Below are 17,491 nucleotides of genomic sequence, written 5' to 3'. Positions count from 1 at the left end.
ATCGAGGATCCATGTCACGCGTCGACGCAGCAACCCGGGCCAAAGAGGTCCACGAGTCTGGGGGGATCATGACTCACCGCCAGATCCTCTTCGTGCTCTACGGCCTCATGGCCGGCATGTTCTTGTCCGCCCTCGACCAGACCGTGGTCGGCACCTCCATCCGCACCATCGCGGATGACCTCGATGGCCTGAGCCAGCAGGCGTGGGTGACCACCGCCTACCTGATCGTCTCGACGATCGCGACCCCGATCTACGGCAAGCTCTCCGACATCTTCGGACGCCGGCCGTTGTTCATCTTCGCGATCTCTGTGTTCATCGTCGGCTCCGTGGCCTCGGGCTTCTCGACCTCCATCCTCGAGCTCGCCGGATTCCGGGCGATCCAGGGCATCGGTGCCGGTGGCCTCATGGCGCTGCCGCTCGCCATCATGGGCGACATGCTCGCCCCCCGCGAGCGAGCAAAGTACCAGGGCTACTTCCTCGCCGTGTTCGGCATCTCGAGCGTCATCGGCCCGCTCATCGGCGGACTGTTCGCCGGGGCTCCCTACATCCTCTTCATCGACGGATGGCGCTGGGTCTTCCTGATCAACATCCCGATCGGCATCATCGCCCTCGGAATGGTGCTGCGGTTCCTTCACCTGCCGAAGCGCAGCATCAATCGCCGCGTGCGCATCGACTGGTGGGGCGCCACGACCGTGATCATGGCCGTCGCTCCCCTGCTGCTCGTCGCCGAGCAGGGCCGCGACTGGGGCTGGGCCTCCGGAGGGGCGATCGCCTGCTACATCGTCGGCGGGCTCGGAATCATCGCCTTCATCGTCGCCGAGCGGATGATGGGGGATGACGCCCTCATCCCGCTCAAGTTGTTCAGGTCGCCGACCTTCTCGGTCGCCACGATCCTGGGTGTGCTCGTCGGTTTCGGTATGTTCGGTGCGATCTCCACGGTGCCGCTCTACCTCCAGCTCGTGAAGGGGTCGACCCCGACCGAAAGTGGCTTCCAGCTGCTTCCGATGATCCTCGGTCTGATGATCTCCTCGATCGTGAGCGGCCAGCTCATCTCCCGCACGGGCCGCTACAAGATCTTCCCGATCATCGGCACCGGATTCATGGTGCTCGGCTTCCTGCTCTTCACCACCATCAAGGCCGACACGAACTATCTCGTGCTGGCCAGCGCGATGCTGCTGGTGGGTCTCGGCCTCGGCCAGCTGATGCAGACGCTCACCATCGCAAGCCAGAACTCGGTGGGACCGCGCGATATCGGTGTGGCGACCTCGTCATCCACCTTCTTCCGCCAGGTCGGCGGAACGCTCGGTGTCGCCGTGATCTTCTCGGTGGTCTTCAGCGTCGTCGGTGGGGCCATCAAGGCCAACTTCACCAACAAAGGCATCCTGCGCTCTGCCCTGGATGCGGCCCTCAACCCGGCTATCGCCAACGCACCGGCCAACAAGGGCATCATGTCGAAGATCTACGACTCGATCGTCGGTCCGATCAAGCAGAACCTGCCCGCGCAGGTCGACCTGTCGAACGCGACCCAGCGTCACCAGATCGTTGACAGCGTGCTGACGAAGATCACGCCGGGCAGCGCCGGTGGCGGAGGCGCCACCACGTCTCTCGACGGCAACACCTCATTCCTCAACAACGCCAACCACGCGCTCGCGGCACCGTTCCTCAACGGCTTCTCCGACGCGATGGTCCGCGGCTTCTGGGTGAGCCTTGTCGTCGTTCTCGCCGCGTTCATCCTCAGCTTCTTCCTCAAGGCCACACCGCTTCGCCAGAAGTCGGCCATCCAGGAGGTCGCCGATCAGGATGCCGCGATCCTCGCCACCCAGGCGGCCGAGATGATGGGCGCGCCGCTCGAGCCCGACACCAGCTCGCGTGACAGCGACGGTGGTCGACCGGGTGACGGATCGGCCGAAGACCGAGTCGGATCCGCTCCGAAGGTCTAAGACCCCGCTTCCGACGAAAGGGCGGTATCCGGCAGTCGCTGGATACCGCCCTTTCGTCGTGCGCGCTTCGAGGGCTGCCACGAAGACCCAGCGCAAATGGTCCTTCCACCAGCATTTCCGGCGGGCCGGATTTCCGTTGTTGACAGCCCACCCACTTCCTGCGTATGGTTAGCGCGTTCGCGTGGGAGCGCTCCCACGCCGCAATGTGGGAGCGCTCCCACGCGTCTCCCGCAACCCCTTCCCACGCACACAAAGGAGTGACCGTGAAACTCTCACGACGCACAACAGCCGTTGCCGCCATCGCTGGCGCAGCAGCATTCGCCCTCATCGCCACCGGATGCTCGGCCGGCGGCACCCCGGCAGCCGACTCGAGCAAGCCGATCACGCTGACCCTCGCCACCTTCAACAACTTCGGCTACAACGACGCGCTCCTCGCCGAATACCACAAGCTCCACCCGAACATCACGGTCGTGCAGAACAAGGCGGCGACCTCGGATGCTGCGCAGACCAACCTGTTCACCAAGCTCGCCGCCGGATCCGGCCTCGGTGACGTGGAGGCCGTCGACGGCGACTGGATGCCCAAGGTACGCAAGTACGGCAACAAGTTCGTCGACCTCGCCTCGAGCGACAACAAGGACCGCTACTCGAGCTGGAAGACCGCCGGCGGCGTCGCCGACGGAAAGCAGATCGGACTCGGCACAGACATCGGTCCCGAGGCCATCTGCTACCGCTCGGACCTCTTCGCGAAGGCCGGCCTGCCGACCGATCCCGATGCGGTCGCCAAGCTCCTCACGGGCGACTGGAACACGTATTACTCCGTCGGCAAGACCTTCGCCGACGCCAAGACCGGTGCCGCCTGGTTCGACTCGGCCGGGGCCACCTTCCAGGGTCTCGCCAACCAGTACAAGAACTTCTACGAGAAGAACGACGGCACGGTCATCGCCGCCACCAACCCCGACGTGAAGGCGGCTTTCGAGTCGGTGCTGAAGGCGAGCTCGACCGAGTCATCGCACCTCACCCAGTGGAGCGACGACTGGACGGCCGGCATGGCCAACGGTGCCTACGCGACGATGCTCTGCCCGGCGTGGATGCTCGGAGTGATCCAGGGCGACACCCCGAAGCTGACCGACTGGAAGATCGCCAACGTGTTTCCGAACGGGGGAGGAAACTGGGGCGGCTCGTACCTGCTCGTTCCGACGCAGGGAAAGCACACCGCCGAGGCCAAGGCTCTCGCCGACTGGATCACCGCTCCCGCCCAGCAGATCAAGGCATTCAAGGTCGCCGGTACCTTCCCCAGCCAGGTCGCGGCGTACACCGACCCGACCCTCACGGGAGCGACGAACGCGTTCTTCAACGATGCGCAGATCGGCAAGATCTACATCGATCGCGCCAACGCGGTGAAAGTGACCCCGTTCAAGGGCGCCACGTACGGATCGATCATGACCGCCGTGCAGAACGGTCTCACGCGAGTCGAGACCGGCACCCAGTCCGTCGATGACTCCTGGAACCAGGTCGTCACCGACATCAAGGCTCTCGGCTAGTCCGTCGAGCATCACCCGGGTCGCTCGCCTCCGCGGGCGACCCGGCCTCGTTCGCCACCGCACACGCAGCTAGGACTCGCTCCATGACAACCTCGACGCTCCGGGCGGCGCAACGCACCCCCCGCAGGATCGCCTTCAGCCAGAGGCTCGGCCGCTGGGACATCCGCTTCTCGCCCTATCTCTACATCTCGCCCTTCTTCCTGCTGTTCTCGGTGGTCGGCCTGTTCCCGCTGCTCTACACCGGTTGGGTGTCGCTTCACGCCTGGGATCTCATCGGCGGCCAGGGCGATTTCGTGGGCGGGGACAACTTCGTCTGGGTGCTCCAGCAGCAGAAATTCTGGATCGCCCTGCGCAACACCTTCAGCATCTTCCTGCTGTCAGCGGTGCCGCAGATCGTGGTCGCTCTCGTGATCGCCGCGGTGCTCGACACCAACCTGCGCGGCAAGACCTTCTGGCGCATGGGGGTGCTGCTGCCCTACGTCGTGATGCCGGTGGCGGTCTCCCTCATCTTCAGCAACATGTACGGCGACAAGTACGGGCTCGTGAACACCCTGCTCTCACACGTCGGGATCCAGGGCATCCCCTGGCATTCGAACCCGCTCGCCAGCCAGTTCGCCATCGCCTCCATGGTGAACTTCCGCTGGACCGGCTACAACGCCCTGATCCTGCTCGCCGGCATGCAGGCCATCCCGCGCGACTACTACGAGGCGGCGACCATCGACGGGGCCGGCGCCCTGCGGCGGTTCTTCTCGATCACCATCCCGCAGTTGCGGCCGACGCTCATCTTCGTGATCATCACCGCGACGATCGGCGGTCTCCAGATCTTCGACGAGCCTCGGCTCTTCGACCAGTACGGCACCGGGGGTGCCAACAGCCAGTGGCTCACCCTCACCATCTACCTCTACAACCTGGGCTGGGGCCAACTCAACTTCGGCCGCGCCGCTGCGGTCGCCTGGCTCCTGTTCCTGGTGATCGTGCTGATCGGGCTCATCAACCTCGCAATCACGCGCCGGATCGCCAGCAACGAAGGACGCAACTCATGACCATCTCCCCCCTCCGGCGCCGCGTCCGCCCCATCGCGATCGGACGCCCGAGCCCGATCGTCTATGTGTTCCTCGCGATCGTGATGGTCGCATCCGTCTTTCCGCTCTACTGGTCGTTCCTCATCGGCAGCGGGGACTCGTCCACGATCAACGACCCGAACATGTCGTGGTGGCCGGGCGGCAACTTCTTCGCCAACGCTGCATCGGTGATCGACAATCAGAGCGTCAACTTCTGGAAGTCGCTCGGCAACAGCGTGATCGTCTCGACTGTTGTCTCGGCATCCGTCGTCTTCTTCTCCACCCTCGCCGGCTATTCCTTTGCGAAGCTGCGGTTTCGCGCCAAGAAGGGCCTGCTGGTGTTCGTGATCGCCACGACCGCGGTGCCGACCCAGCTCGGCGTCGTGCCCCTCTTCATCGCCATGTCGGCCTTCGGCTGGACCGGCACCCTCGGCGCGGTGATCGTGCCGGCGCTGGTGAGCGCCTTCGGCGTGTTTTGGATGACGCAGTACATCGGACAGGCGCTCCCCGACGAGCTCGTGGAGGCGGGACGGATCGATGGTGCCAGCATGTTCCAGACCTTCTGGTACATCGGCCTGCCCTCCGCCCGACCGGCCGCGGCGATGCTCGCGCTCTTCACCTTCATCACCACCTGGACCAACTTCTTCTGGCCATTCATCGTGCTGAACGCGGACAATCCGACCCTGCCGGTGTCACTCGCGACGCTGCAGGCCAACTACTTCATCGACTACTCCATCGTGCTCGCCGGCGTGCTGCTGGCGACACTCCCCCTCATCGCCCTCTTCCTGATCGCCGGAAAGCAACTGGTCGCGGGCATAATGCAGGGAGCCGTAAAGGGATGACGAGCTTCGAGACGACGATCACCGAGAGGATGGCCCCCGTGACCATCAACCCCGCTGCAGAGCCCACGACCGCGCGCGCATTTCCGCAGGACTTCCTCTTCGGCGCCGCGACCGCGGCGTACCAGATCGAGGGAGCGGCCCACGAAGACGGCCGCACGGACTCCATCTGGGACGTCTTCTGCCGGGTTCCCGGTGCCGTCGTGCACGGCGACAACGGCGAAGTCGCCTGCGATCACTACCACCGCTCTGCGGACGACGTCGCGCTCATGGCCGACCTCGGACTGCAGACCTACCGCTTCTCCACCTCCTGGTCGCGCGTGCGCCCGGACGGAGGGCAGGTCAACAAGCAGGGACTTGCGTTCTACTCCAAGCTGGTGGACCAGTTGCTCGAGAAGAACATCAAACCGTGGCTCACCCTGTACCACTGGGACCTGCCGCAGGCCCTCGAGGAGAAGGGGGGTTGGGCGAATCGCGACACCGCCTGCCGGTTCGCCGAATACGCGGCGACGGTGCACGACGTGCTCGGGGACCGGGTGGATGCCTGGACCACCCTCAATGAACCGTGGTGCGCCTCCTTCCTCAGCTACATCGGCGGAGAGCACGCCCCTGGCCGCCAGGACGTGCCCGCCGGCCTCGCTGCAGCACACCACCTGCTGCTCGGCCACGGCCTGGTCGTCCAGGAGCTGCGCAAGCGCGACCCCGCGTTGCAGCTCGGCATCACGCTCAACCTCACCGTGGCCGACCCGGTGGACCCCGACGACGCCGAGGATCTCGATGCCGCCCGGCGCATCGACGGCCAGTTCAACCGGTTCTTCCTCGATCCGATCTTCCGGGGCGAGTATCCGGAGGACGTGATCCGGGATGTCGCGGGCAACGGCTTCGAGACCGTCGTGCAGCCCGGGGACCTCGGCATCATCTCGACGCCGATCGATGCCCTCGGCGTCAACTACTACCACGGCGAATTCGTGAGCGCGAAGCCGGGACTGCAGGAGACCACCACCGCCGCGCCATCCGAGCGTCCCAAACGGTCACCATTCCCCGCCGCCGACGGCGTGTACTGGCACTCGCGCGGACTTCCGCAGACCGCCATGGACTGGGATGTGCAGCCGGAGGGACTCACCCGCCTCCTTCGTCGTGTGCACGACGAATACAGCGGCCCGGCCGGCGTCGCCCTCGCGGTCACCGAGAACGGCGCGGCCTACGACGACGTCGTACTCGCGGATGGTTCGGTCGACGATGTCGACCGCCGAAGCTTCCTCACCGCGCACCTCGGTGCGATCCTCGATGCCGTCGACGACGGCGTGCCGGTGAAGGGCTACTTCTACTGGTCGCTACTCGACAACTTCGAGTGGGCATGGGGATACGACAAGCGGTTCGGGATCGTGCGGGTGGACTACGAGACCCAGGCCCGCACTCCGAAGGCCAGCGCCATCGAGTACTCGCGGATCATCGGCGAACGCGCGCTGTAGCGCATCCCGACGGTCCGCCGGCTCTGGTTAGACTTCGGGCAGATGAGTATCGCGCCCTCGGCAAGACGAGTCGTGCCGACCCTTGAGGCCGTGGCGGCAGCCGCCGGCGTGTCTCGATCCACGGTGTCGCGGGTGGTCAATGGGTCGAGCCAGGTGAGCCCCGAGGTGCTCGAGGCGGTGCAGGAGGCGATCCGCGCTCTCAACTACAGTCCCAACCGGGCGGCGCGCTCGCTCGCCAACCATCGCACCCTCGCGATCGCGCTGGTGATCCCCGAGGAGACCAGCCGCTTCTTCGGAGACCCCTACTTCGCGGCGATCGTGCAGGGGATCACGCGCGAGCTCGACAGGAGCGACTACGTTCTCACCCTGCAGCTCGCCCAGTCCCGACCGAGTGAGAAGACCATCCGCTACCTCACCGGGGGCAACGTCGACGGGGCTTTCGTGGTGTCCCACCACTCCGGCAACGAGTTTCTCGCGACGCTGCAAGACACGATTCCGGTGGTCTACAACGGACGTCCGATGCGGTTCGACGATCCGCCGGCGTATTTCGTGGATGTCGACAACGCCACCGCCGCGGCCCGGGGCACCCAATACCTGATCGATCGCGGGCGGAAGCACATCGGCATCATCGCCGGCCCGCCCGACATGCCGGCCGGGGCGGACCGGGCTGGGGGCTCCCTGCGGGCACTCTCGGCGGCGGGGCTCGCCGTCGACCGGGTCGCCTATGGCGACTTCACCCAGCTGAGTGGCGCCCGCGCCATGCGCGAGCTCCTCGACCGCTTTCCCGACACCGACTCGGTGTTCGTGGCGAGTGACCTGATGGCGACGGGTGCGGTCTCCGTGCTGAGCGAGCGCGGTCGCAGTGTGCCGGAGGATGTCGCGGTGGTGGGCTTCGATGATTCGCCGGCGGCTTCGAACGGGTCCATCCAGCTCACGACGGTTCACCAGCCCGCAGAGGCGATGGGTGCGAAGATGGCGCAGATGATGCTCAGCCTTCTGCGGGGCGAGCCCGTGGAACACCAGTGCATCATGGAGACGCACATCGTCGAGCGTGACAGCGCCTAGCCCCGAGGCTGCACGTGGCGATCGCCGGGACGACGGGGGCGATGTTTGGTGGCGAGGGGCAGGATCGCCCCGAGCTCAAGAATCGCGTTCCCGGCATTTCCCAGCGCATGCTGACGCTCACCCTGAAGAAGCTCGAGCGCGACGGACTCGTGAGCCGACAGAGCTTCGCCGAGGTGCCATCGCGCGTCGAATACAGCCTCACGGAGCTCGGCCGAACGCTGCTCGAACCCGCCCTCGGCTTCGCATGCTGGGCGATGGAGAGCTCTGAGCACATCACCGCGGCGCGGGCGGCCTACGACTCCCGCGACGGACCTTCACTCTCGGGAGGGGCTCCCGCTCCGAACACGCCGGGAACCAGGGCTGCGCCGACGATCACAGCGCACAGTGGAGTGACGCACCACCGAAAGGACTGTCATGACGAGCACCACACTTCCCGGAGGAATCTTCACCCTTGCCGGAGGCCCGACCCTCACCCGCATGGGCTACGGAGCGATGCAACTCGCCGGCCCCCATGTCTTCGGTCCCCCCGCCGACCGCCCCGGAGCCGTCGCGGTACTCCAGGCTGTCGCCGAACTCGGAATCAACCACATCGACACCTCCGATTTCTACGGCCCGTACGTGACCAACGAGATCATCAGGGAGGCGCTGCACCCCTACGCCGATGACCTTCACCTCGTCACCAAAGTCGGCTCGCTGCGTGACGCCGAAGGCAACTGGCCGCCGGCGCGCTCTCGCGACCAACTGCGGCAGGCCGTGCACGACAACCTCTCGCGCCTCGGCCTCGACACGCTCGAGGTGGTGAACCTCCGCGTCGGTGCCGTCGACGGGCCGAGCGCCGGATCCATCGCGGAGCCGTTCACTGCCCTGGCCGAACTGCAGCAGGAGGGTCTGATCAGGCACCTCGGGGTCAGCACGGTCAACGCCGAACAAGTCGCGGAGGCGCAGTCCATCGCGCCGATCGTGACAGTGCAGAACATGTACAACATTGCTCACCGCCGGGATGACGCTCTCATCGACTCGCTCGCCGCCCAGGGCATCTCTTACGTGCCCTACTTCCCGCTCGGCGGATTCACCCCCCTTCAGTCGCACGTGCTCAGCGCCGTCGCACTGCGCCTCGAGGCCTCCCCGATGGCGGTGGCGCTGGCGTGGCTGCTCCAGCGCTCGCCCAACATCCTGCTCATTCCGGGCACCTCCTCCCTCGCGCACCTTCACGACAATGTGACTGGAGCTGGGCTGGAACTACCGGCGGACGCGATCGAGGAACTCGATTCGATCGGCGGGTGATCGCGGCTCGAGTCCGCCTTCCGGCAGTGCCACCGGCGGTGGACGGGCCCACCGGGGGCGCCTAGCATCGATCACATGGCTCTCCTCCACCGTGCCCAGCTGACTCCGTCGAAGATCGAACTCGTGTCGGCCTGGGCTCCGACCCAGCCGTGGTTCCCCGGCAGCGCTCCGGCGGTTCTGACGAGCGTCGCGTCCTACCGATTCGATGATCCGGATGGGGAAGTCGGCATCGAGACCCTCCTCGTGAGGGTCGAAGGCGGGCCGTTGCTGCAGTTGCCTCTCACCTACCGTGCAGCACCTCTCGCCAGCGCCACCGAATCCCTGATCGGCACCATGGAGCATTCGGTACTGGGCACGCGGTGGGTGTACGACGCCACCGCGGACCCCGTCTACCTCGCCGCGGTCACCGCGGCGGCGTTCACCGGCGGGGTGCAGGCCGACGAATACTTCGAGGTGGACGGCGAGAGAGTCGCGCGCGATTCCTCCGCCCGAGTAACCGGAAGCGGGAATCCCGGCGCTACCGTGCCGTCCTCGGCCGGCACGATCTCCACGCGGCACGAAGCCGCATCCACGGCGGTCGAGGCCGGCGGCGTCCGGGTGGTCGTGGCCCGCGTGCTCGACGCGGCGACGAGCCCGGAGGGTCTCGAACAGGAATCACTGGCCGGCACCTGGCCGGAGCAGCACGAACCACGGCCGCTGGTGAGGGTGAGTGTGCTGTCGTAGCGGCACACCCAGTACCGCGACTATTCGAAGGCGACGCCTGCTTTTGTGAGCCGCGCACGGATCACGGCGAGCGCATCCGCACTCTCATCGACGAGCACGAAACGGCGGCCCAGGGATGCGGCGACCGCGCCGGTCGTGCCTGAGCCGGCGAAGAAGTCCAGCACCCAGTCACCCTCGCGGGTCGAGGCCTGGATGATGCGGCGCAGGATGCCCTCCGGCTTCTGCGTGGGATAGCCGGTCTTCTCCCGACCGGTCGGCGAGACGATGGTGTGCCACCAGACATCGGTCGGCAGCTTGCCGAGCGCGACCTTCTCTGGTGTGACAAGCCCCGGTGCCATGTAGGGCTCGCGGTCGACGGTGGTCGAGTCGAAGTAGTACCCCTTCGGATTCTTCACATAGACGAGGATCGTGTCGTGCTTCGTCGGCCAGCGATTCTTTGACTTGGCGCCGTAGTCGTAGGCCCAGATGATCTCGTTGAGAAAGCTCTCCCGCCCGAAGAGCGCGTCGAGCAACACCTTGGCGTAGTGGGCCTCGCGATAGTCGAGGTGGAGGTAGAGCGTGCCGTCATCGGCGAGCAACCGCCAGGCCTCGGCGAGCCGCGGCTCGAGAAAGGTCCAGTAGTCCTCGAAATGGTCGTCGTAGCTCATCAGGTCACCGCGGATGCGCTCGTACTGCTGCCCCTTGAACCCGCGGATCGGGCCCGATGCGGAGCGCACGCTCGTCGTGGACTGCCGGGCCTGCGAGCGCCCGGTGTTGAAGGGCGGGTCGAGGTAGACGAGGGTGAAAGCTCCGTCGGGAAGCCCCGCGACAGCCGCGAGGTTGTCGTCGTGGATCACGCGATCGGGCGATTCGGGCGTCCAGGCGGCGGGCATCCTCTTATTCTCCCGCACCCGCAAGTCAATCCCTTTGCGCTGCCCGGTCGCCGAACGTAGTCTCGTGTGATGTCCACTGCCGTGCAGCACCTCCCAGCCCAGAACCGTTACGTCTTCACCAAAGACGGCGTCGAGGTCGGACTCACCGACTATCAACTTCTGGACCGCGACATCCACATCACCCATACCGAGATCGATCCGTCGATGCGCGGTGCCGGTCTCGCCTCGGAGATGGTGCAATCGGTGCTCGATCACATCCGCACCGATACCGACTACCGCGTGGTGGCCGACTGCCCCTACGTCGTGACGTGGTTGAGCCGTCACCCGGAATACCAGGAGCTCGAGCAGCGCGTCTGAGGGTCTGACGGCAGCCAGGGCAGTTCGTTCGACAGCAGATTCTCGGCGAAAGGCCTGTTCGACACCGGATTTTCGGCCGATGTCGGCGGCGGCGGATGTCGGGATGACCATGCTCGATCGTGAACATGAACGGTGCCGGGCCGACGCGCTGATGTCCCGACGCCCGGATGGCCGGGCATCACCGTGCTGAGGGCGGATGTTCGGGTGCGGAGGCGGAGCGTTGCTTCCGGCGACGAGCGTGTCGGCGGTGTCATCCGCTCCCGGCCGCTCGCTGCCGCAGGGGATTCGCGTTGCGGGGACGGCTCGCGGGCGGCCAACCTTGCGACCGCCCACCACTCGGCAGCCTCTGGTGGCGACGTTTTGTCACGCTGGGCGACCCTCCCAACGACGTCCACGAACGCTGTGTTTCCTCTCGTCAGGTTTGTGCCTCGGCGAGAACGACCAGACCTGACGAGAGGGAACGACCGCGGGCTGAAGTGCGGCTGCGGCTACTCGCGCGGCGCGCGGCCGAGGTCGATCGTGACGCGCCCACGGTAGATTCCGGCCTCCTCTGAGGGGCGCACCGGATCGCCGGCAACCGGAGCAGGGGCGGGCAGGATGGTCTGGCGATCCATTTCGATCGCCGCCTCGTGTCGGGCCGGTGCGAAGATCTCGTCTCCGATGCCCATCAGTCCGGCGCCGTTTCCGGCGCTTCGCGCCTTGCTCTTCCCGACGATGTCGATGAGCCCGAAGCGCTGGCCGAGGATGCCGAACAGCACAAGGCCGACGACCACACCCCCGAAGATCCACCAGTTCACCTGTCAAGGTTACGGGACGCTCCGGCGGATGGAGTCATCCTTTCGGCGGATATCGCCGAATCACGGCACCCGGTAGAGCCAGTCTTCTGTCGCGAACTTCTCCTCCACGAGCTGCTTCGCGCGGGCGAGCTCGTCGGCAGTGACGTCATCCGCAGTCGCGCCGTACAGCCTCGTGAAGGTCTGCTCCATGCGCTCGATGATCTCGGCCCGGCTCAGTCCGGTCTGGCTGCGCAGCGGATCGACGCGCTTGTTGGCGCTCTTCGTGCCCTTGTCGCTCATCTTCTCGCGGCCGATGCGCAGCACCTCCACCATGCGGTCGCCATCCATGTCGTAGCTCATGGTCACGTGGTGGAGCACGGCTCCGGTGCCGAGTCGCTTCTGCGCGGCTCCCCCGATCTTGCCGCTCGGGCTCGTGATGTCGTTGAGCGGCTGGTAGGAGGCGTCGATCCCCAACGATTTGAGCGCGGTGATGACCCACTCGTCGAGAAAGGCATAGGAGTCGGCGAAGGTCATGCCGTGCACGAGGTCCGTCGGTGCATAGATGGAATAGGTGATGACCGATCCGGCCTCCATGAACATGGCGCCCCCGCCGCTCACGCGACGCACCACCTGGAAGCCGTACTTCGCGGCGTTCTCGAGATCGACCTCGTTCTTCACCGACTGGAAGCTGCCGATCACCACCCCGGGCTCGTTCCACTCCCAGATGCGCAGCGTGGGCTTGCGGCGACCGGCGCCGACCTCCTCCGAGAGCACCTGGTCGATCGCCATCTGCAGCACGGGCGGGTAGGCGGCTCCGTGGATGAGCTGCCAGTCGTAGTCGGTCCAGCTCGTGGCCCGTGCGAGCGAACGGCGAACTGCCACCGCCACCGCATCCGGCGAGAATCCGAGCATCATCACGTCGTCGGGCAGGGCGCCCTGCACTGCGAACGAGATGGTGGAGGCGTCGCTGTCTTCGGCGAGACCGTTGACGGCGTCGTTGATCAGGGCGAGCGCATCATCCGGCTCGAGGAAGAAGTCGCCGGCGAGCCGGAAGTTGGCGATGCGGTGGTCGATCACGTCGAGGTCGACGACCACGAGCTTTCCGCCGGGGACCTTGTACTCACCGTGCATTGCTGTGCCTTTCTTCGCGCGGATTCCAGCCTAGGGCTGCGGGCATCGCGGCATCGATGAGGATGCCGGCAGCGCGGCGGGCGTGGCCGGCTGCCTCGCCGGTGCCCGCGATGGCCGCGGTGGTCTGGGCGCCCTCGGCCAGGATGGAGAGTTGCGGAGCGAGGGACGGGTCCGCCCCCGCACCGGCGACCAGCCGGGCGACGTAGGCCTGGAACCCCGCCTTGTGCTCCCGTGCGCGCTGGGCGACCTCCGGGGAGATCGAGCCGAGCTCCGCGAAGGCGTTGATGAAACCGCAACCTCGGAAGGTGTCGTCCAAAAACCAGTCCGCGAGGTAGTCGTAGATCGCAAGCAGCTTGTCGCGGGGCGTCGTGGCCTCCGCGACCCGCTCGGTGACGCCATCCGTCCACAGGGCATGGCGCCGGTCGAGCACCTCGAGCACGATTGCGGCCTTGGAGGGGAAGATGCCGTAGAGGCTCTTCAACGAGACGCCGGAAGCGAGCCTCAGCTCGTCCATCCCCACGGAATGGATGCCCCGGCCGTAGTACAGGCGGTCGGCTGCTTCCAGCACCCGCTCCCTCACCTGTTCATCGGCCATTCACCCACTCTAGTTGCTTTGAGAACGTACGTTCTCTAGGCTCGGAGTATTGAGAACGATCGTTCTCAGCTGAGGAGAGGAATTCGCCATGTCGACAATCACCGTTGGAACCGAGAACAGCACTGACATCGAGCTGTACTACGAAGACCACGGTTCGGGCCAGCCGGTCGTGCTGATCCACGGCTACCCGCTGGACGGCTCGTCGTGGGAGAAGCAGAGCACGGTGCTGCTCGACGCCGGATACCGTGTCATCACCTACGACCGTCGCGGATTCGGCAAGTCGAGCCAGCCGACCGTCGGCTACGACTACGACACCTTCGCCGCCGACCTCAAGGCCGTGCTCGACGCCCTGGACCTCAACGACGTCGTTCTCGTCGGATTCTCGATGGGCACCGGAGAGGTCGCCCGCTACCTCGGCACCTACGGATCCGGCCGCATCGCGAAGGCCGTGTTCCTCGGATCGCTCGAGCCATTCCTGCTGAAGACCGACGACAACCCGACCGGTGTTCCCCAGGAGGTCTTCGATGGCCTGCTCAACGCCGTCACAGCCGACCGCTTCGCGTTCTTCACCGCCTTCTACCAGAACTTCTACAACCTCGACGAGAACCTCGGCAGCCGCGTGAGCCAGGACGTCGTCGACGTGAGCCAGGCGATCGCCGGTGGCTCTTCGTTCTTCGCCTCGGTCGCAGCTCAGCCCACCTGGCTCACGGACTTCCGGGGAGACATCCCCAAGATCGACGTGCCGACGCTGATCGTCCACGGCACCGCAGACCGCGTGCTGCCGATCGATGCGACGGGTCGCGTGTTCGCCAAGTCCCTTCCGTCGGCCGAATACGTGGAGATCGAAGGCGCGCCGCACGGCATGCTGTGGTCCCACTATGCAGAGGTGAACGCCGCCCTGCTGGGATTCCTGGGCAAGTAGGCCTCGCGACTGGGCGTATCGGGGCCCGTGTCAGCGGGTCCCGATACGCGCCCCGGAGGGCACTACTCGACCGCGGGTGCCAGGTGGGTCGAGAGCCACTCGATGGTGTCGGCGAACACCTCTTCGCGGTTGATCTCGTTGAAGACCTCGTGCCGGGCATCCGTGTAGATGATCAGCTTCACGTCGCTGAGCTTCGACCGGGTGAGGTATTCGTGAGCCAGCAATTCGACGCTCTTCGCTCCGCCGAGGGTGTCTTCGCTGCCGATCATGATGAGCACCGGGATGTCCCGCGCCAGATTCTTCGCCGGGCGGCCGAGCAGGCGAAGGCTGTCCATCACTCCGAAGAGCTTCATTCCGTTGGCCTTGAACGTGAGGGGATCGTCGAGGAAGGCCTGTCCGACCGACTGATCCCGGCTCAGCCATTCGTAACCGGTGCTGCCCAGATGGGCGTGCTTCTTCGCCAGGTCGCCGCCGTTCATGTGGATGAGGGTGCGGTAGGCGGTGCCCGTGAGAATCAGTGCCTCGTAGTCATCCGCGTGCTCATTGACGATCGACTGCGCGATGAGCGAGCCCCAGCTGTGCCCGAGCAGCGCGAGCGGCAGTCCCTCGTTCTCGTGCCTGATGATCGGAAGCAGCTCGCGTACCGAACGGATCGTGGAGCGGATGCCCCCCGGTCCGAGCTTGCCGAGCTGGGAGTGATCCCCGCCCCACTGCTCGAGGCCGGTCTGACCGTGTCCGCGGTGGTCGTCCGCGTAGACGGAATAGCCGGCAGCGACGAGTCGCTGTGCGAGCTGCTCGTATCGCGCCGCGTACTCCCCGAGCCCATGCGCGATCTGCACGACGCCGATCGGTTTGCCCACCTTCCAGTGGAAGAAGTGGATCGTCACCCCGTCCGAGTCGACGAATGTGCGTTCCTGTCGCGTGGCGGTGAACTGGACCATCGGAACTCCTTGCAGCGAGCGATTCTCGGGTGCTCCAGTGTAGAGCGCAGGGTGACCGGACATGGGGAAACGGCCACGCCAGTCTCCGCTGCCGTTGGTACCACGCGCGCCCGAAGGTTACGACGCGGGCGTCACTCGAGGGCGCGGAGTGCGGGACGCGAGCGCGGGACGCGAGCGCGGACACGGCGGCGCGATGGGACGCCGCGGGCCTACTGGGCCTGCGCCTCGACCAGCTGCCGATACCGGCCATCCAGGGCGAGCAACTCGTCGTGCGAACCCACCTCGGCGATGTGACCGTGGTCGAGCACCACGATGCGGTCGGCAGAGCGGATGGTCGAGAGCCGGTGCGCGACGATGAGGGTGGTCCGACCCCCGATCAGCCGCTGGAGCGCCTGCTGCACGAGCCGCTCCGACTCGCCGTCGAGGGCGGATGTCGCCTCGTCCAGCAGCAGGATGCGCGGGTCGCGGATGAGAGCACGCGCGATCGCGAAGCGCTGGCGCTGGCCGCCCGAGAGCCGGGATCCGCGCTCACCGACGATCGTGTCCCAGCCCTCGGGCATGTCTGCCACGATCTCGGTCGCATTCGCGTCGGCGAGGGCCTGACGCACCTCCTCGTCACTGGCTCCCACCAGGCCGTGGGTGATGTTCTCACGCACGGAGCCCTCGAAGAGCACCGATTCCTGGGGCACCACCGCCACGAAAGCCCGCAAGGTGCGCATGTCGATTTCGGCCATGTCACGGCCGTCGAAGAGGATGCGGCCCTCGGTCGGGCGCAAAAAGCCCAGCACGAGGTTTAGCAGCGTCGACTTGCCCGAACCGGACGGACCCACGAAGGCGATGGTCTCCCCGCGTCGGATGTGGAGATCGATGCCGGAGAGCACTGGGCGCACACCGTCCGAATGCTCGAATCCCACGTTCTCCAGGCGCAGGTCACCGTCGAGGGACGACACCGCCGCCTTGCCGTTGTTCGCCTCGACGTCCGGCTCCTCGAGCACCTCGCAGATGGACTTCACCGACTCGATCCCTCGGGTGATGATCGGTGCCAGCGACAACAGCGCAACGATGCTGCCGGTGAGGATCGTGAAGTAGGTGCTGAGCAGCACCACCTCGCCCGGCGTGATCGGGATGAAACCGGTGAGGGAGGCGAGCGCGGCACCGGTGAGGCACAGCACGCCGAGCGACTGATACGAGATCCAGCTGAGGGCACCGAACGACCCGTTCAGCCTGTCGAGCTTCAGGCCGGCATCCCGCACGCCCTCCGCACTACGACCGACACGATCCGCGGCATCCGATTCGAGACCGTGCGCGCGGGTGATGGGCATCAGGGTCGACATCTCCCCCACCCGCGCCGAGAGGTGTTCGACCGTGTGGCGGAACTGCTCGTTCCGCGCATTCGACCGGCGTCGCAGCCCCCTCACGAGCAGCGCCGCGACCGGCACCGCGATGAAGAAGACCGGCACGAATGCCGGAACCCGCAGGGCCGTGACCACGATCGCGCCGGCGAGTACGAAGAATGCGGAGAACCCCGTCTGAGCCGTCTGCTGCATCATCAACTCGATGTTCTCCACATCCCGGATGATCTTGGTCTGGATGATCGACGAACTCGCGCGGGAGTGATACCCGATCGTGAGCTCCTGCAACTGGTGGGTCAGGCGGTTGCGGATGTCCACGGCGAGCTGTCGAACGCTGCCCATGTAGAGCGTGACGAAGACGATATTGGTCGGGAAATTCTGCACGAGGATCACCAACGCAACCCCCAACAGCCAGAACAGCTGCTGCGGGCGGCCGTGAGACACCACGATGTCGATCACCGAGGCGGTGATCACGGGAAGCACCCACTGCGGGCTGTCTTTGATGCCGAAGACGAGCATCGACAGCAGGATGCGCAGACGGAACGGTCTCAACCACCCGAGCAGGGTGCGGCCGGGGCGCGCGGCATCGGCCCCGGTAGTGCGCCGCTCGGTCACGGCGA

At 66.1% G+C, this 17,491-nt stretch carries 16 protein-coding genes and 1 pseudogene; 11 read left to right on the top strand and 6 right to left on the bottom strand.

Going from position 1 to position 17,491, the window contains the following annotated elements; all coding sequences use genetic code 11:
- The first annotated feature begins 11 nt into the window (after nt 1-11).
- The 9 genes and pseudogenes from VLI63_RS08505 (at nt 12) to VLI63_RS08465 (ending at nt 9,925) form a co-directional block, all read left to right on the top strand.
- Nucleotides 12-1,940 carry an MDR family MFS transporter gene (locus VLI63_RS08505; RefSeq protein ID WP_409156415.1) on the top strand — a complete coding sequence of 643 codons (1,929 nt, stop codon included), beginning with the start codon at nt 12-14 and terminating at the stop codon, nt 1,938-1,940.
- 263 nt (nt 1,941-2,203) lie between these two features.
- Nucleotides 2,204-3,481: an ABC transporter substrate-binding protein gene (locus tag VLI63_RS08500; protein ID WP_409156414.1), complete on the top strand. Its 1,278-nt coding sequence runs from the start codon at nt 2,204-2,206 to the stop codon at nt 3,479-3,481.
- A gap of 83 nt (nt 3,482-3,564) precedes the next feature.
- Nucleotides 3,565-4,524, top strand: a complete 960-nt coding sequence (locus VLI63_RS08495; protein WP_409156413.1) for a carbohydrate ABC transporter permease — start codon at nt 3,565-3,567, stop codon at nt 4,522-4,524.
- Nucleotides 4,521-5,384, top strand: coding sequence for a carbohydrate ABC transporter permease (locus VLI63_RS08490; RefSeq protein ID WP_409156412.1), 864 nt, complete (start codon nt 4,521-4,523; stop codon nt 5,382-5,384). The genes VLI63_RS08495 and VLI63_RS08490 overlap by 4 nt, the downstream gene beginning before the upstream one ends.
- A gap of 29 nt (nt 5,385-5,413) precedes the next feature.
- Nucleotides 5,414-6,853: a GH1 family beta-glucosidase gene (locus tag VLI63_RS08485; RefSeq protein WP_409156602.1), complete on the top strand. Its 1,440-nt coding sequence runs from the start codon at nt 5,414-5,416 to the stop codon at nt 6,851-6,853.
- A gap of 42 nt (nt 6,854-6,895) precedes the next feature.
- Nucleotides 6,896-7,918 (top strand): LacI family DNA-binding transcriptional regulator, encoded by a 1,023-nt coding sequence (locus VLI63_RS08480; RefSeq protein WP_409156411.1) that lies wholly within the window; start codon nt 6,896-6,898, stop codon nt 7,916-7,918.
- 41 nt (nt 7,919-7,959) lie between these two features.
- Nucleotides 7,960-8,121 (top strand): annotated as a pseudogene (locus tag VLI63_RS08475) (winged helix-turn-helix transcriptional regulator); the annotation flags it as partial.
- A gap of 211 nt (nt 8,122-8,332) precedes the next feature.
- Nucleotides 8,333-9,202 (top strand): aldo/keto reductase family oxidoreductase, encoded by an 870-nt coding sequence (locus tag VLI63_RS08470; protein ID WP_409156410.1) that lies wholly within the window; start codon nt 8,333-8,335, stop codon nt 9,200-9,202.
- 75 nt (nt 9,203-9,277) lie between these two features.
- Nucleotides 9,278-9,925, top strand: coding sequence for a CG0192-related protein (locus tag VLI63_RS08465; RefSeq protein WP_409156409.1), 648 nt, complete (start codon nt 9,278-9,280; stop codon nt 9,923-9,925).
- 20 nt (nt 9,926-9,945) lie between these two features.
- Here the strand turns inward: VLI63_RS08465 and VLI63_RS08460 are convergent, their stop codons facing one another.
- Nucleotides 9,946-10,797 (bottom strand): DNA-methyltransferase, encoded by an 852-nt coding sequence (locus VLI63_RS08460; protein ID WP_409156408.1) that lies wholly within the window; start codon nt 10,795-10,797, stop codon nt 9,946-9,948.
- Nucleotides 10,798-10,866: 69 nt separating this feature from the next.
- Between VLI63_RS08460 and VLI63_RS08455 the strand changes: the two genes are divergently transcribed.
- On the top strand, nt 10,867-11,154 hold the full coding sequence (locus VLI63_RS08455) for a GNAT family N-acetyltransferase (RefSeq protein ID WP_409156407.1): 288 nt from the start codon (nt 10,867-10,869) through the stop codon (nt 11,152-11,154).
- A gap of 488 nt (nt 11,155-11,642) precedes the next feature.
- Here the strand turns inward: VLI63_RS08455 and VLI63_RS08450 are convergent, their stop codons facing one another.
- Genes VLI63_RS08450 through VLI63_RS08440 form a run of 3 tightly spaced genes read right to left on the bottom strand, consistent with a single transcriptional unit; the run spans nt 11,643 to nt 13,656 of the window.
- A complete protein-coding gene (locus tag VLI63_RS08450; protein WP_409156406.1) occupies nt 11,643-11,951 on the bottom strand; it encodes a hypothetical protein in 309 nt (102 codons plus the stop codon).
- A 60-nt stretch (nt 11,952-12,011) separates the two neighbouring features.
- A complete protein-coding gene (locus tag VLI63_RS08445; protein ID WP_409156405.1) occupies nt 12,012-13,061 on the bottom strand; it encodes a biotin/lipoate A/B protein ligase family protein in 1,050 nt (349 codons plus the stop codon).
- Nucleotides 13,051-13,656 (bottom strand): TetR/AcrR family transcriptional regulator, encoded by a 606-nt coding sequence (locus VLI63_RS08440; protein ID WP_409156404.1) that lies wholly within the window; start codon nt 13,654-13,656, stop codon nt 13,051-13,053. The genes VLI63_RS08445 and VLI63_RS08440 overlap by 11 nt, the downstream gene beginning before the upstream one ends.
- Before the next feature lie 88 nt (nt 13,657-13,744).
- Here VLI63_RS08440 and VLI63_RS08435 point away from each other — a divergent pair, with 88 nt between their 5' ends.
- On the top strand, nt 13,745-14,578 hold the full coding sequence (locus tag VLI63_RS08435) for an alpha/beta fold hydrolase (protein ID WP_409156403.1): 834 nt from the start codon (nt 13,745-13,747) through the stop codon (nt 14,576-14,578).
- Between the two features lie 62 nt (nt 14,579-14,640).
- Here the strand turns inward: VLI63_RS08435 and VLI63_RS08430 are convergent, their stop codons facing one another.
- Nucleotides 14,641-15,519 (bottom strand): alpha/beta hydrolase, encoded by an 879-nt coding sequence (locus VLI63_RS08430; protein WP_409156402.1) that lies wholly within the window; start codon nt 15,517-15,519, stop codon nt 14,641-14,643.
- 209 nt (nt 15,520-15,728) lie between these two features.
- On the bottom strand, nt 15,729-17,486 hold the full coding sequence (locus VLI63_RS08425) for an ABC transporter ATP-binding protein (RefSeq protein WP_409156401.1): 1,758 nt from the start codon (nt 17,484-17,486) through the stop codon (nt 15,729-15,731).
- Nucleotides 17,487-17,491 lie beyond the last annotated feature (5 nt).

Origin of the sequence: Lacisediminihabitans sp. H27-G8 (assembly GCF_046156175.1) — a bacterium.
Lineage (GTDB): Bacteria > Actinomycetota > Actinomycetes > Actinomycetales > Microbacteriaceae > Lacisediminihabitans.
The sequence above is the reverse complement of the archived record's forward strand: the minus strand, read 5'-3'. Positions and strand labels throughout refer to the sequence as shown.

Bases quoted from the DNA above. Each gene is read 5' to 3' on its own strand.
- VLI63_RS08480 (WP_409156411.1), top strand. From the start codon at position 6,896: ATGAGTATCGCGCCCTCGGCAAGACGAGTCGTGCCGACCCTTGAGGCC.
- VLI63_RS08470 (WP_409156410.1), top strand. From the start codon at position 8,333: ATGACGAGCACCACACTTCCCGGAGGAATCTTCACCCTTGCCGGAGGC.
- VLI63_RS08430 (WP_409156402.1), bottom strand. From the start codon at position 15,519: ATGGTCCAGTTCACCGCCACGCGACAGGAACGCACATTCGTCGACTCG.
- VLI63_RS08440 (WP_409156404.1), bottom strand. From the start codon at position 13,656: ATGGCCGATGAACAGGTGAGGGAGCGGGTGCTGGAAGCAGCCGACCGC.
- VLI63_RS08465 (WP_409156409.1), top strand. From the start codon at position 9,278: ATGGCTCTCCTCCACCGTGCCCAGCTGACTCCGTCGAAGATCGAACTC.
- VLI63_RS08455 (WP_409156407.1), top strand. From the start codon at position 10,867: ATGTCCACTGCCGTGCAGCACCTCCCAGCCCAGAACCGTTACGTCTTC.
- VLI63_RS08495 (WP_409156413.1), top strand. From the start codon at position 3,565: ATGACAACCTCGACGCTCCGGGCGGCGCAACGCACCCCCCGCAGGATC.
- VLI63_RS08490 (WP_409156412.1), top strand. From the start codon at position 4,521: ATGACCATCTCCCCCCTCCGGCGCCGCGTCCGCCCCATCGCGATCGGA.
- VLI63_RS08505 (WP_409156415.1), top strand. From the start codon at position 12: ATGTCACGCGTCGACGCAGCAACCCGGGCCAAAGAGGTCCACGAGTCT.
- VLI63_RS08460 (WP_409156408.1), bottom strand. From the start codon at position 10,797: ATGCCCGCCGCCTGGACGCCCGAATCGCCCGATCGCGTGATCCACGAC.
- VLI63_RS08485 (WP_409156602.1), top strand. From the start codon at position 5,414: ATGGCCCCCGTGACCATCAACCCCGCTGCAGAGCCCACGACCGCGCGC.
- VLI63_RS08445 (WP_409156405.1), bottom strand. From the start codon at position 13,061: ATGCACGGTGAGTACAAGGTCCCCGGCGGAAAGCTCGTGGTCGTCGAC.
- VLI63_RS08435 (WP_409156403.1), top strand. From the start codon at position 13,745: ATGTCGACAATCACCGTTGGAACCGAGAACAGCACTGACATCGAGCTG.